The sequence below is a fragment of the Nitrospirae bacterium CG2_30_53_67 genome, from assembly GCA_001873285.1.
Taxonomy (GTDB): domain Bacteria; phylum CG2-30-53-67; class CG2-30-53-67; order CG2-30-53-67; family CG2-30-53-67; genus CG2-30-53-67.
The window spans coordinates 1-14,190 of the sequence record MNYV01000145.1 but is presented as its reverse complement, the minus strand read 5'-3'; the positions used below and the strand labels follow the sequence as shown (position 1 = coordinate 14,190).

General features: G+C 52.2%; 11 protein-coding genes and 1 tRNA gene. 10 read left to right on the top strand and 2 right to left on the bottom strand.

Going from position 1 to position 14,190, the window contains the following annotated elements:
* Position 1 precedes the first annotated feature (1 nt).
* Positions 2–2,620, bottom strand: coding sequence for a DNA mismatch repair protein MutS (locus tag AUK29_09185; protein OIP62117.1), 2,619 nt, complete (start codon positions 2,618–2,620; stop codon positions 2–4).
* Positions 2,621–3,211: 591 nt separating this feature from the next.
* Here AUK29_09185 and AUK29_09180 point away from each other — a divergent pair.
* The 10 genes from AUK29_09180 to AUK29_09135 all read left to right on the top strand — a co-directional run bounded on the left by AUK29_09180 (position 3,212) and on the right by AUK29_09135 (position 12,601).
* On the top strand, positions 3,212–3,616 hold the full coding sequence (locus AUK29_09180) for a hypothetical protein (protein ID OIP62116.1): 405 nt from the start codon (positions 3,212–3,214) through the stop codon (positions 3,614–3,616).
* Positions 3,617–3,622: 6 nt separating this feature from the next.
* Positions 3,623–5,386, top strand: coding sequence for a ribonucleoside-diphosphate reductase, adenosylcobalamin-dependent (locus AUK29_09175; protein OIP62115.1), 1,764 nt, complete (start codon positions 3,623–3,625; stop codon positions 5,384–5,386).
* A 274-nt stretch (positions 5,387–5,660) separates the two neighbouring features.
* Positions 5,661–6,179: a hypothetical protein gene (locus AUK29_09170; GenBank protein OIP62114.1), complete on the top strand. Its 519-nt coding sequence runs from the start codon at positions 5,661–5,663 to the stop codon at positions 6,177–6,179.
* A 1-nt stretch (position 6,180) separates the two neighbouring features.
* Complete coding sequence (locus AUK29_09165; protein OIP62113.1) at positions 6,181–6,687, top strand: NUDIX hydrolase; 507 nt, start codon at positions 6,181–6,183, stop codon at positions 6,685–6,687.
* An 84-nt stretch (positions 6,688–6,771) separates the two neighbouring features.
* Positions 6,772–7,131, top strand: coding sequence for a four helix bundle protein (locus AUK29_09160; GenBank protein ID OIP62119.1), 360 nt, complete (start codon positions 6,772–6,774; stop codon positions 7,129–7,131).
* Between the two features lie 96 nt (positions 7,132–7,227).
* Positions 7,228–7,324, top strand: a tRNA-Sec gene (locus AUK29_09155).
* Between the two features lie 464 nt (positions 7,325–7,788).
* The gene (locus tag AUK29_09150) at positions 7,789–10,131 is read left to right on the top strand and encodes a ribonucleoside-diphosphate reductase, adenosylcobalamin-dependent (GenBank protein OIP62118.1); all 2,343 of its coding nucleotides are present in this window, start codon (positions 7,789–7,791) and stop codon (positions 10,129–10,131) included.
* Positions 10,132–10,224: 93 nt separating this feature from the next.
* Positions 10,225–10,812 carry a four helix bundle protein gene (locus tag AUK29_09145; protein ID OIP62112.1) on the top strand — a complete coding sequence of 196 codons (588 nt, stop codon included), beginning with the start codon at positions 10,225–10,227 and terminating at the stop codon, positions 10,810–10,812.
* A gap of 144 nt (positions 10,813–10,956) precedes the next feature.
* Entirely contained in the window at positions 10,957–12,006 is a 1,050-nt protein-coding gene (locus AUK29_09140) for a hypothetical protein (protein OIP62111.1), read from the top strand.
* Positions 11,999–12,601 carry a hypothetical protein gene (locus AUK29_09135; protein ID OIP62110.1) on the top strand — a complete coding sequence of 201 codons (603 nt, stop codon included), beginning with the start codon at positions 11,999–12,001 and terminating at the stop codon, positions 12,599–12,601. Before AUK29_09140 ends, AUK29_09135 begins: the two co-directional genes overlap by 8 nt.
* A 216-nt stretch (positions 12,602–12,817) precedes the next feature.
* Here AUK29_09135 and AUK29_09130 read toward each other — a convergent pair whose 3' ends face one another.
* Positions 12,818–13,798 carry a hypothetical protein gene (locus AUK29_09130; protein ID OIP62109.1) on the bottom strand — a complete coding sequence of 327 codons (981 nt, stop codon included), beginning with the start codon at positions 13,796–13,798 and terminating at the stop codon, positions 12,818–12,820.
* Positions 13,799–14,190 lie beyond the last annotated feature (392 nt).

Genomic DNA, 14,190 nt, shown 5'->3' with positions numbered 1-14,190 from the left:
CTCAATCTTTCTCCAGCTTTTTCTTCAGCTCCGCCAACAGATTCAAGGCCTGAAGGGGCGTCATGGTCTGAAGATCCAGTTCCTTGATCTCCTGTATGACCGGGTGCGGGCGGGCCGCAAACAGGTCGGGCTGATGCAGCGCTTTCTCCTTGTTTTCGGAGTGGGCGATCACGGGTTCTCCGGTCTCGTCGAGTTCGCTCTTCTCCAGATTGGCGAGCACCTCACGGGACCTCTCGATCACACCGGGTGGAAGGCCGGCAAGCCTGGCCACCTGTATCCCGTAGCTCTTGTCCGCTCCCCCATCCACGATCTTCCGCAGAAAGATAACCTGATCGTTCCACTCCTTGACTGCAATGTTATAGTTCCTGACCCCATTGAGGGTCATGGCCAGTTCGGTCAGTTCGTGGTAATGGGTGGCAAAGAGGGTTCGAGCCCGGATCCGGTCATGGATGAATTCAGCCACGGCCCAGGCGATGCTGATCCCGTCGAAGGTGCTGGTCCCCCGGCCGATCTCATCGAGGATGATCAGGCTCCGGCCGGTCGCGTTGTGAAGGATGTTGGCGGTCTCGTTCATCTCCACCATGAAGGTGCTCTGCCCGCGCACCAGCGCATCCGAGGCCCCGACCCTCGTAAAGATCCGGTCCACGATCCCGATCCTGGCCTCTCCTGCCGGGACGAATCCTCCCATCTGGGCCATGAGCACGATCAATGCCACCTGCCGCATGTAGGTGGATTTCCCGGCCATGTTGGGGCCGGTGATGATCAGAAGCCTCTGACTCTCGGTATCCATGACCGTATCGTTGGGGACAAAGGGGTCCGCGCCTTCCATGGCCTCGATCACCGGATGCCTCCCGTCCCGGATCACGATCCCTGTCTCCCCTGTAATTTCAGGGCGGACATAGCGGTTCTCTCGAGCGGCCTCGGCCAGGGAACTGAGGGCATCCAGGATAGCAAGGGCGCCGGCCGTTTTCTGTACGCGCGGGGCCTCCTTTGATACGCTCTCCCTCACCCGCGCAAAGAGCTCCATCTCCAATTCGATGATCCTCTCCTCGGCCCCGAGGACCTTGGCCTCGTACTCCTTGAGTTCGGGAGTGATGAAGCGTTCGGCATTGACCAGCGTCTGTTTGCGGATATAATCTTCGGGCACCTCGCTCAGATTGGACTTGGTTATTTCAATGTAGTAGCCGAAGACCTTGTTGTACCGAACCTTGAGATTGTTGATCCCGCTCCGTGCCCGCTCCTGGTTTTCCAGCCGGGCGATCCAGTTTTTCCCCTCCCTCCCGATGTTCCGGAGTTCGTCGAGTTCCCCGGAGTAACCGTCCCGGATCACCCTCCCCTCCCGTATGGTGTTAGGCGGGTCGTCGTGGATGGCCTCCTGAATCAGGCGGAAGAGGTCCTGCAGGTCATCGATCTCTCCATGCAGTTCCGCAAGGAGCGGGCTCTCCAGGCGGCCCATCATCGCCCTGATTACAGGAAGGGGGCTGAGCGATGACGCGAGGGCGAGAAGGTCCCGGGCATTGGCCACTCCGAGTGTGGCCCGCCCGATCAGGCGTTCCATGTCATGGACCTCTTTCATCTGGTCCCTCAGGTCATTTAGTGCCTGCGGGTTCTCAAAAAGCTCGGCAACGGCATCCTGACGTTTCCGGATCTCTTGGGGATCGAGCAGGGGGCTGAGCAGAAAGTTCCTGAGCGTCCGGCCGCCCATGGCCGTCCGGGTCCGGTCCAGGACCCCGAGAAGGGCGCCCCGTTTTCCCCCGTCCAGGTTACTTCGGACCAGTTCAAGATTCTTGATGGTGGAGACATCCAGGAACATCCGGTCGCCGTCTCTGAGGGCACGGATCCCAAGAATATGCGGCGCCGACCCTTTCTGGGTCTCCTCCGCGTAGCGGAGAAGCGCGCCGGCGGCCGCGATACCCAGGGCGAATTCCTCGCATCCGAATCCCTGAAGAGTGGTGGTATTGAAATGCCGGGTCAGTTTACGGTAGGCCTCGGATCCCTCAAAGGCCCACCCTTCCATATACTGTACCGGAAGCCGGGGATATTCCCGGAGGATCTGCTGCAGCAGAGGGGACCCCTTGATCTCCTCGGGGACGATCAGCTCCTTGGGCTCATAGGTTCCGAACCGGTCCAGGACGAAATCCGCAAGGTGCTCCCCGCGCTTTTCAGTCAGCAGGAACGCCCCGGTCGTGAGATCCAGGAACGACAGCCCGGCCCCGCCGTTCACCGCCGCCCATGAGGCAAGGTAATGATTTTCCCGTTCCTCCAGCATCCCCTGCTCCAGGACCGTGCCCGGGGTCACCACCCGGATCACCTCCCTTTTTACGATCCCCTTGGCCTTCCTCGGGTCTTCGACCTGCTCGCATACGGCCACCTTGAATCCCTGGCGGATCAGCTTCGCGATGTATGACTCGGCCGCATGGTAGGGGATGCCGCAGAGGGGGATGTCCATGCCCTCGGATTTCCCCCGCTTGGTCAGAGCGATCTGCAGGGCTCGGGAGGCTACTTTGGCGTCCTCATTGAACATCTCATAGAAGTCGCCCATGCGGAAGAAGAGGATCGAGTCCTTATACCGGGATTTGATCTGTGTGTATTGCCGCATCAGCGGCGTTAGGTCAGACACAAGAGATCTCCAAATATCAAGAAAAAATGGGCGCTGTCTTTTTTTCTTGATGGCTGGATGATCATAGAATATGGAGGCGGATTTGTCAATGAAGAGGAAGAGGGTACAATTTTAGAATTTCTATCTCGGAATTTGGGGCGCCCCCCCCGAAACAGCGATAGACCCGCCTAACATAGTCAGAATAGACCTTTCCTCTGCGGCTTTGGGTGAATTCCTGGTGATCAGTGAAACACTTGCACTGCATGGACTTATGATATCTCTGTACAGTCCTATCGCTGTTTTCGGGGGCGCCCGGGTGTGCGACAAATTTATGGGTAAATATTTCTCTGGTAGCGTCATTCCCCGACTCGATCGGGGAATCCACCCTTCGACAGGCTCAGGGTGACAATTGTCATGGTGAGCTTGTCGAACCATGGATTGTCCGGTCAAGCATGCCCTCCGATCCCCCGATCGGGGGGCCGGACAATGACAAACATATGTAACCCTGATTTGTACCCATAAATTTGTCGCAGACCCCGGGCGCCCTTCCAGCTTTACAAACCGCTGCTCTCCTGATATGATTTTGAATTCAGACGGGAAGAGGGCTCGAAAATGTACAGGACCAGGATTTATTACAAGGACACGGACGCGGGCGGCGTGGTCTACTATGCCAACTACCTCCGCTTCTTCGAGGCGGCCCGGACCGAGTTTCTGCTTGATCTTGGATTGAACCTGAACACATGGATGGATCAGGGCATCCTATTCGTGGTGACCCATGCCGAGGTGGACTATCTCTCGCCGGCCAGGTATGGAGACCTCCTCCTGGTGGAGACGGCATGCATTTCGCTGTCGGGCGCGCGGTTCGACCTTGGCTACCGAGTCTCCCGTGAAGAGGATCATCAGGCCATTGCGGCCGGCGCAACGAGTATGGCCTGCATCGGGAAGACTGGAAAACCGGTCCGCATCCCGAAGGAGATCCTGACGGCACTGAAGGACTCGAAAAAAGAGAAAAGATAACCACCCATGATCAGCCTTTCAGAAAATTCACGCATCATCCTGAAACAGCGTTACCTTGAACGGGATCCTCAAGGCAGGGTCTGTGAAACACCCGAAGAGATGTTTGCCCGGGTCGCCCGTCATGTGGCTGCGGCCGGAAGGCTCTACAGTAAAGGAAAAGACCCGGCTGAGATCGAACAGGACTTCTTTGAGGTCATGACCGATCTCGATTTCCTTCCCAACTCTCCTGCATTGATGAATGCCGGGACCCGGCTCGGACAGCTTGCCGCCTGTTTTGTGCTCCCGGTGCCGGATTCAATCCGAGGGATCTTCAAGGCGGTCTCGGAGATGGCCGTGATCCACCAGTCCGGCGGGGGGACGGGCTTCTCCTTTTCCAGGTTACGGCCCGAAGGGGGTGTGGTCAAATCCACCGGAGGGGTAGCCTCGGGGCCGGTCTCGTTCATGCGGGTCTTTGACCAGGCCACGGAGGTGGTCAAGCAGGGGGGGAGAAGACGCGGGGCCAACATGGGGATCCTCCGCGTGGACCACCCGGACATCCGGACCTTTGTCCAAGCCAAGGAGGACCCGGAAGCATTCACGAATTTCAATATATCCGTGGCCGTGACCGACCGTTTCATGAAGGCGGTCAAGAGCGGAAAGAGTATCCCCCTCATCAACCCCAAGACCGGCAGGATCGAAAGAGAAGAGAATGCGCCTGACCTCTTCGGCCTCATTGCCCGGATGGCGTGGAAGACCGGCGATCCGGGGCTCCTTTTCGTCGACGAGGTGAACCGGAAGAACCCGACCCCTGACCTTGGGGAGATGGATGGGACCAACCCTTGCGGCGAACTTCCTCTCTACCCTTACGAGAGCTGCAATCTGGGATCCATCAACCTCTCACATATGGTTCAAAACGGCCGGGTTGATTACAGGAAGCTCAAGAGAATCATCGGGATCGGCGTCCGTTTCCTTGACAATATCATTGACCTCAACCGATACCCCTTCTTTAGAATCAAGAGAATGACCCTCGCGAACCGGAAGATCGGTCTCGGCGTGATGGGATGGGCCGATATGCTGATCAGGCTCGGGATCCCCTATGATTCGGAGATTGCGCTCCGCCTTGCCGGGAGACTCATGCGCTACGTGACCTCGGAAGCAAGGAAGGTGTCGGCACAATTGGCAAGGGAGCGGGGCCCCTTCCCGAACTTCTCACGGAGCATTTATCCCGGAAGGGGGTTCCCGCCACTGCGCAACGCCACGGTCACTACCGTGGCCCCGACCGGGACCATCAGCATCATCGCAGGGACATCGAGCGGCATCGAGCCGCACTTCGCGGTCTCATTCGTCCGGCACGTGCTCGACGGGCGGGACCTCATCGAGTTCAATCCCCTATTCGAAGAGATGGCAGCAAAGGTCCTGACACCTCGGCTCAGGGATGAGATCATGGGCATCGGGAGCATCCGGAACGTCCGCTCCGTCCCCAAAGGGATCCGGGCCCTCTTCAAGACCGCCATGGACATCGCTCCGGAAGATCATCTCAAAATCCAGGCGGCGTTTCAGCGTTATACGGACAATGCCGTGTCCAAGACCGTGAACCTGCCCGAACAGGCCACGGCCGATGACGTGAAAAAAATCTATCTCATGGCACACGCCCTCAAATGCAAAGGCGTGACCATTTACCGGTACGGGAGCAAGGGGACCCAGGTCCTGAACCTCTTGAAACAAAAACCCGGCAGCCTGGTCTCCGTGGACCAGGAGTTCAACGGCTATTGCCGGGTCTGCGGGATTTGAGTGGCCCTATTCGTAAATACGGTGGCATTTGAGTGTTGTAGAGCGGCCTCATCATCGTATCGCTCCCTGCGCCGTACCACAGGGGGTACGCCTCAGTCGCGCGCCTTGATGAGACCGCTCTACAACCCTCTCGGTGCGTCACAGTATTTACGAACAGGGCCACTAAGGACCGGGGACATTCAGAAGGATGGTTCCGGGATTTTGCTTGAAACGGATCCGGGGCTTCTGATAAGATCCTTTTTAATTTGAAAATCAACCTATGGAGCAGCCGCCGATGAACAAAAAAAATATTTTGAGCGTTTTTGAAGGAAAACCCTTTAACACGGATGAAGCCAAGAAGATCGCCGTTGCCCTGGAGCGCCAGGGGTTCCGGTTTTATCATGGGATAAAAGACCGGGTCACGGGAAAACAGGCCCGTACGGTCTTCGAGAAAATGGCCGAGGAAGAGCAGAAGCATGTCTCGGACATCGAATCCATGATCACGGACCCGAATTCCGAGGGGTATCCGGACCCGGCCGTTGAAGAGATTGTGCAGCGCTATTTCGAGGGTTATATGGAGGGAGGAATCTTCCCCGAGGGCCCGGATGCGGAGAAGGCGGCGCTCAACCTCAATGACGAGATCCAGGCCGTGAAACTCGCCTCAAATTTTGAAAAGGACGCCGTAGCCTTTTATTCCGAGATGGTCCGGATGACCCAAGATCCGGAAACACGGAAGGCCTTCTCAGATCTGGTCGAGTTTGAAAAGGGCCACGTGCGCACATTGGAAAGCCTCCTGAAAGTCTTGAAGCGGTAAGATGGAAGAATATTTAGAAATTGTCGATGAGAAGGACCATGTGGTCGGCAAGGCCCTCCGGTCCGAATGCCATGGGAACCCCTCCCTCGTGCACCGGGTTGTCCATGTCCTGCTGGTCGACGAACAAGGACGGATCCTGCTGCAGAAACGCTCGCCGGCCAAGGATATCCAGCCCGGTAAATGGGACACGTCCGTGGGCGGCCATCTGAATATCGGCGAGGACTACGAGACTGCGGTCTGCCGCGAGATGAAAGAGGAACTGGGGATCGAGGGCCGTGACCTCTCGTTTCTTTACGCCTATCCGCTTAGAAACCCGGTCGAATCCGAGAATGTGCGGACCTACCTCTGCCGGTACTGCGGAAAGATTGCATTTGATCCCGTCGAGATCACCGAGGTCCGGTTCTGGAACATGAAGGAGATCGAAAAGAGCATCGGGACCGGGGTCTTTACTCCGAACTTCGAAGAAGAATACGGGTATTATAAGGAGTCTCTGAGAAGCCATAGGTGATTCCCCATGATTGAGAAAATATATATTCTCACTGATATGGGTTCAAATCCTAAATACGAAATTCTAAACTCTAAACAATATCGAATGACAGAAAATCAAAATTCAAAACGATATGATCTAGAGGAACGGACTCTGAATTATGCAAGGCGAACTATTGAGTTCGTAAATGAATTGCCGAAGACGTTGACCAATAATGAAGTCATAAAACAATTGGTGAGATCGGCAGGGTCGGTGGGAGCGAATTATATTGAGGCTAATGAGTCATTAAGTAAAAAAGATTTTATAATGAGGGTGAAGATCTGCCGAAAGGAAGCAAAAGAGACTCGTTATTGGTTAAAACTTGTCGATTGTAATAAAGAAACTGAGAAAACAAATCACTATCTAATTCAGGAAGCCACCGAGCTTATGAAGATTTTTGGAGCCATCCTGGAAAAAACAAAGTAGAGAAGGCAAAAAGTTCAGAATGGTTTGGAACATTTGTGTTTGGAATTTTGATTTTGTTTAGAGTTTAGATATTAGAGTTTAGAGTTTGATTTTACGGGAGGGGATTCGGTGCTGGTGTCCGGCCCGGACTTCAAATCCGGTGGGGCGGCTTAATACCCCGCCTGGTGGGTTCGATTCCCGCCCCCTCCCGCCATTGACTGACCCATGACCGGCGACCTTTCACCGGCCCCAATTTTTTCTGTTTTCACACCCCACTTTTTTCTTGACATCACTAAGTATTGTAGTATATTGGTCAGCCATATACAACATGATGCGATTTCTGTGAAGATGCTGTGAATATCCTGTGTGCATTTTGAGGCGATCCTGTGGAATAAATAAGAAGTCATTGAGGGGGTGGAAATGGTTATGAAAGAAGCCATGGGGATGGGCGGAGAAGTTCAAAACCAGGACGGATTGGATCTGATTCCTGTCTTATCCTGGAACCGCGACCACTTCATGCAGGCCCTTCTACTTGAAAATCATGGCAACGAGGAGATGGCGGCCATGATCAGCCGGGATATCGAGCAGGAATTCTGCCGGATGAACGGAAAGTCCGTTCCGCATGCGGTCATGCAGAAACTGATCGAGGCCAAACTGCTGAAATACGGAATCAAACGCATGCCTCCATTGGTCTTCCCCGTGCCCAAAGCCAAGGAGGAGAAGCTGACTCTCTATCCGAACGCCATCAAGGTCCTTGAGCGGAGGTACCTGAAAAAAGACGATCAGGGGAAACCGATCGAGGAACCACGTGACATGTTCCTCCGTGTGGCCAAGAACATCGCGGAGCCCGAGAAGATCTATGACAAGAAGGCCAACGTGCCGGAAAAGGCAAGACTCTTCTACCGGTTGATGACCGAACTGGAGTTCCTTCCCAACTCCCCGACCCTGATGAATGCAGGCCGTGAACTGCAGCAGCTTTCCGCATGTTTTGTCCTTCCTGTGGATGATTCCATGGAAGGAATCTTTGATTCCCTGAAACATGCGGCCCTGATTCATAAGTCCGGCGGGGGGACCGGGTTTTCGTTTTCCAATATAAGGCGGAAGAACTCCAAGGTCGGTACCACAGGGGGCGTCGCCTCAGGGCCCGTTTCGTTCATGCGGATCTTCAATACGGCCACGGAGCAGGTCAAACAGGGAGGGACCCGCCGCGGGGCCAACATGGGGATCCTCCGCGTGGACCATCCGGACATCCTCGAATTCATCCATGCCAAGAAGCACGATGGGAGTCTCAATAATTTCAACCTCTCTGTGGGAATCACCGAAGCATTCATGAAGGCGGTTCAATCCGGGTCGGACTGTGAGCTCATCGACCCCTGCACCAGAGAGATCACAGGAACCCTGAGCGCAAAAAAGATCTTCGACGAGATCGTCAATCTGGCCTGGCAGAGCGGAGATCCGGGGATCGTCTTTCTGGACCGGCTGAACCGGGACAACCCCACGCCCCAGCTCGGAGAGATCGAGTGCACTAACCCATGCGGTGAGCAGCCCCTTCTCCCCTACGAGGCCTGCAATCTCGGGTCCATCAACCTGGCCAGGATGGTCAAGACCGAACATGGGACGCCCGTGGCGGATTATGATCGCCTTAAAAGGGTGGTCTGGACCTCGGTCAACTTCCTGGACAATGTCATCGACATGTCCAGATTCCCTCTGAAGAAGATCACCGAGATGGCGCAGGGAAACCGGAAGATCGGCCTCGGCGTCATGGGATGGGCCGATATGCTGATCGCCCTCCGGACCCCCTACAATTCCGAGGCGGCCATCAAGACCGCGGAAAAAGTCATGTCCTTCATCCAGACCGAGGCCCGGGCCGCCTCCGCGGACCTGGCTGAAAAACGGGGTGTCTTTCCCAACTTCAAGGGGAGCATCTATGACCGGGAAGGGATGCCGAGGGTGCGAAACGCCACCACCACGACCATCGCCCCCACCGGGACCCTCTCCATCATCGCCAACACGTCATCGGGAATCGAACCGATCTTCGCCCTCTCCTACTACCGCAATGTCATGGACCATGACAAGCTGATCGAGGTTAATCACGCCTTTCAGCAGGAGGCCAAGCGCCGCGGATTTTATTCCGATGAACTGATGGAGAAGATCGCCCGAACCGGAAGCATCCAGGGGATGACCGAGATCCCCCAGGATGTGCGGGAGATCTTTGTGACCGCGCATGACGTGCCCCCTTCGTTCCACATCCTCATGCAGGCCGCATTCCAGAAATATACGGACAATGCCGTGAGCAAGACCGTGAACTTCCCGCATCATGCCACGATCAAGGATGTGGAAGAGGTCTACCTCCGGGCCTATGAGAGCGGATGCAAGGGGGTCACCATCTACCGGGACGGGAGTAAGGGCGAGCAGGTCCTGAACCTGAAACAGGATGACAAGAAAAACGGCAACGGGGCCAAGCCCGCTGTCGAACCGGCCGAACTCGTGATGCCCAGGGAAGAAGTGAAGGCTCAGCCGATTGCGGGAGCCAGGACCGCGGTAGAAACGTTTCTTCCCAGGCCCGAGATCCTGGACGGATTCACGGCCAAGATGAAGCTGGCCCATGGGACCCTCTATATCACCGTCAACGAACTGGATGGGAAGCCCTTCGAGGTCTTCGCCACCATCGGGAAGTCGGGACAAAGCACCATGGCGAAGACCGAGGCCATCGGACGCCTCGTGTCTCTTTCGCTCCGGTACGGGGTTCCGGTGGAAAAGATCGTGGAACAGCTCAAGGGGATCGGCGGGGAACACCCGATCTTCCAGAAGGACGGTCTGGTCCGTTCCATCCCCGACGCCATCGCCCGGATCCTGGAGCGGCGGTATATGAAAAAGAACGGGAAAAACGGCATACACACCGAGGTGGATCTTCTCTCCATCACTGCCGATACCTGCCCTGACTGTGGGGCTTCCGGGAGCATGGAACGGTCCGAGGGGTGTCTGAAATGCCTCGCCTGCGGTTACTCAAAATGCGCATAACCTGATCTCAGGGGATGTGGTTGGCTCAGGGCATCGGGGGGTCTTCCGTGAGGGGGACCCCCCAAAAATTCTCATAGGTCTTATAGGACTTATATGACCTATATAAAAAAACAAAACCCAAAAGCAAAGCTCATCGAGGCCCATGGCGGTTACCGTAACCTGAAATCGTATCAGATGGCGGAGATCATCTATGATGCGGCGGTGGCGTTTTGTAATCGATTCATCGACCACGGTTCGCGTACCCGTGACCAGATGGTGCAAGCGGCGCGGAGCGGCAAGCAGAACATTGCCGAGGGGAGTATGGCCTCGGGTACATCGCGCAAGACCGAGCTGAAGCTGGTGGGCGTGGCGCGGGCGAGTCTTGAAGAGCTGTTGCTTGACTGCGAGGACTTTCTGCGCCAGCGAGGACTGTTGCTTTGGGGAAAGGAGCACCCGAGGGCGCGGACTGTGCGGAAGCTCGCGCATTGTCAAAATAGGTCCTATGCGACCTATAGGACCTATATTGAAGCTGAAGCCCCTGATGTGGCAGCCAACACACTGATTTGCCTGATCCACCAGGCGAACTACCTGCTTGATCAGCAGCTTCGACAGTTGGAGGAACGTTTTTTAAAAGAGGGCGGCTTCACCGAACGGCTCTATAACAAACGCCTTGAGGTCAGAAGCGCACAAAAAAGAAAGTGAACGACGATCCCCAATTTCAACGGCGTGCGACATGGATCAGAAACCGGCGTTCCGCTCTACGAGTCGTAGACATGCTATGCGGATCAGTCTAATCACTGTTCGGCGAATCATAAAATGTTTTTTCAACAAACACTGGAGAATTACATGACAAATCAAATTGCACTCTTTAATCACAAAGGTGGAGTAAGCAAAACCACATCAACCTTTAATTTGGGTTGGATGTTAGCAAGAAAAGGCAAGAAGGTTATCATCGTTGATTGCGACCCACAATGTAACCTCACGGGAATGGTTTTAGGATTCAAGAAATCAGAAGAATTTGACGCGATTTATAAAGCAAAAGGGATACGAAACATTCGCGATGGATTAGCACCAGCTTTTGAATCTCGGCCGACAGCTATTGAACCTGTCATATGCGAAAAAATAAAAGGGCAGGCAAATATGCTCTTACTACCGGGGCACATTGGGCTTGCGGAATACGAAGTAACATTGGGTATAGCTCAGGAATTGTCGGGTTCCTTAGTCACGCTCCAGAATTTGCCAGGATCGCTCCGTCATTTATTCAATATTACCGCTGAAAAATATAACGCTGACATTATCCTTATTGATATGAGTCCAAGCCTTGGACCAATAAACCAGAACTTGTTAATGACAAGTGATTATTTCATTATCCCTATGGCACCGGATTATTTTTCAGTAATGGCGACGGATAGTCTTGCGTCTATATTGCCAAAGTGGGCCGGTTGGTCGAGGCAGGCGAAATCACAATCTGTACTTCAAAAAGCAACATATCCATACCCTGATAAAAATCCCAAATTTCTCGGTACTATAATTCAGAAATATCGGTTAAGAGGTGGGAAGACGCCTTCTGCAGCCTTTCAAAAATGGATAGATGAAATTGAAATAGGTGTAAAAACAAGGCTTGTTCCGGTTCTAAAAGAAAATGGTATGCTTCTTACTGATAGAATATATAAAAACGCCGGGGTGCAGCCAACAAAGCCTTTGATCCAAATGTCAGATTTCAATAGTCTAATTGCTCTTTCACAGAAGCATAAAGCACCAATTTTTGACTTGACAGATAAACAGCTTGAGCAAAGAGGAGTAGTTTTAGAGATAACAAAAAAATCTATGAAGCGGTTTCTCAAACTATTCTCAGAGGGGGCCGATCGCATTATTACTATAATTGACAATGCATAAAGCAATTCAACAATTCCGGTCAAATATTGAGCGTGTGCGTAGCCTCGGGGGGCTTTATATGTCACTCACTCGGTTGACAACGCCTATTGTCGATGCGTCTGACATTCTGCGTTCACAAATAGTACTGACTGTTAGTGCTCTTGACCATTACGTTCATGAGATTACGCGTCTTGGTATGCTTGAAGTTTTTAATGGATTAAGACCAGCTACAAGTTCTTTCCGCCGCTTTCAAGTTACCATAGATTCAGCAATGATAGGCTTAGGGATACCTGGTGATAGCTCTTGGTTTGAACAAGAAATCAGAGAAAAACACAGTTTCCTTGCCTTCCAGCACCCTGATAGAATCGCTGATGCCATCCGACTATTTTCATCCTGCGAACTTTGGCCTTCAGTCGCTTCCAAATTTGGATTGTCTGTTCACGATGTAAAAATCCATCTTCGTTTAATTGTTGAACGTCGTAATATAATTGCGCACGAAGCTGATTTGGACCCAAGTTACCCAGGAACTTATTGGCCGATTTCTCATAGTGACGTGGAGAATGCTGCTACGTTCATCGAAAAGTTATGTGAACACATTCACGCTTGGGTTGTTTAGTCATACCACGGGAAAAGCCGGGGAGGGGCGAGAGGGTCACATCTTTTAAATTGACAAACAGATCTGGTTTGCGTTTGAAGGTTTATTACTTTGACCCGGCCATTGAGAATGCGATATTCTGGAGCGGTATATCATTGTTAGACTCATCGGTGTTGATTGGCCGTTTGCCGATGGCTCGTAGAGGAGAAGAAGTTGTCAAGATGAAAGATTCGACCCTCAACGCTCTCCATTGTCGTCTGCGTCTGTGTTTTCTTCTAATAATGACATTTGTGATGGATCAGAGGCGGGTATGTGTTCAAGTACCTCTATAATTTCATGACTTGATTTTAGTTCTTTATTTTCATACCACTGCCGTGTTTGTAATCTTACACGCAAACAATCATTTTTACCAAACAATATTTGTCTATCTTCAATCTTTTTTAAAAAAATAATGTCCGATATAGATACAAAGTATTTCCCGCTACCATCAGTCACTTTCCATTTATTGCCTTTTTGAAATGCTAAATTTAGGATTCGAAGAACAATTTCAGATTCCGAGATTCTTTCACCCTCTCTTTCTTCCGGCACCCTGAAACATTCAATTTCACTTTCTGTTACCTTGATTGTCTCTCGACCACCATGAATAAATTTGAGTACATCAATACCCTTATCTTTCAAAGGTCTGACAATACGCGATATAGCACTTCTTGCTCTAAAATTATTGTATATATCATATACGTCTTTCTCAACCTCAATCGGTTCTATATTATCAAACTCCAGTTTTACTTTAGTGGTCTGACTGATTTTGATTACATTCTTTGGTTTTGCTCCCTTGCTATCTTTAACAAGCTGGAATATTCCATATGCTCCGGAAATTCCCAAGAGAGTAAGAAATGTAGTTATTGCTGTTGCATCAGGGCCGCTGAAGATTTCAACAAATTTCTCATAAAACTTTGTCGCTATTTCCAATCTGACGAGAAATGAACCTCGTTCAATGTCAGCACTTACACGAAGAGATACCTCCATTCTGCCCTGCGTAATATGCCTGTTTGTCTCATCAATTAAATCTCCCAAAGCAAGCAAAGACGGAGCCAATTCACGGACATCGATAGTCCCATCTTCTACGGCTTCACCGTCATAGGATATTTGAAACGTAGCGTTCTTGTGCATATCATTGCCATTGGGTTGATTAAAGAAAGATATATTCATATTTAACATAAAATAAATCCAAAGTCTACTATTTAAATATTAATTACATTTAACCCAAACTATACCAAATTATTCCAAAATACCCCATTACCAAGAAATGGGTAGTGTCCTAATTTAAAATTTCATCCCATTTCCATACGTGGTCAGTCAATCCCGCTTCCATAGCGGGTGTAACTCTCAATGTGGCTTTGGGGTCAGACCTACACATTGCACTTTGTGTAGTGGTCGAGTAGACCGGTTACTCCAGATGCTGTAGGTTGATGTTTGTCTTCTCTGTTTCCGCCTGGTTTCCCGGCGGTGCCACAAGATCTCAACCATACATCCGTTGACCCCGGCCCCTCACAGAACCGTGCGTGCGCTATTTACGCACACGGCTCTTCACATGGTCATTCACAGAGCCT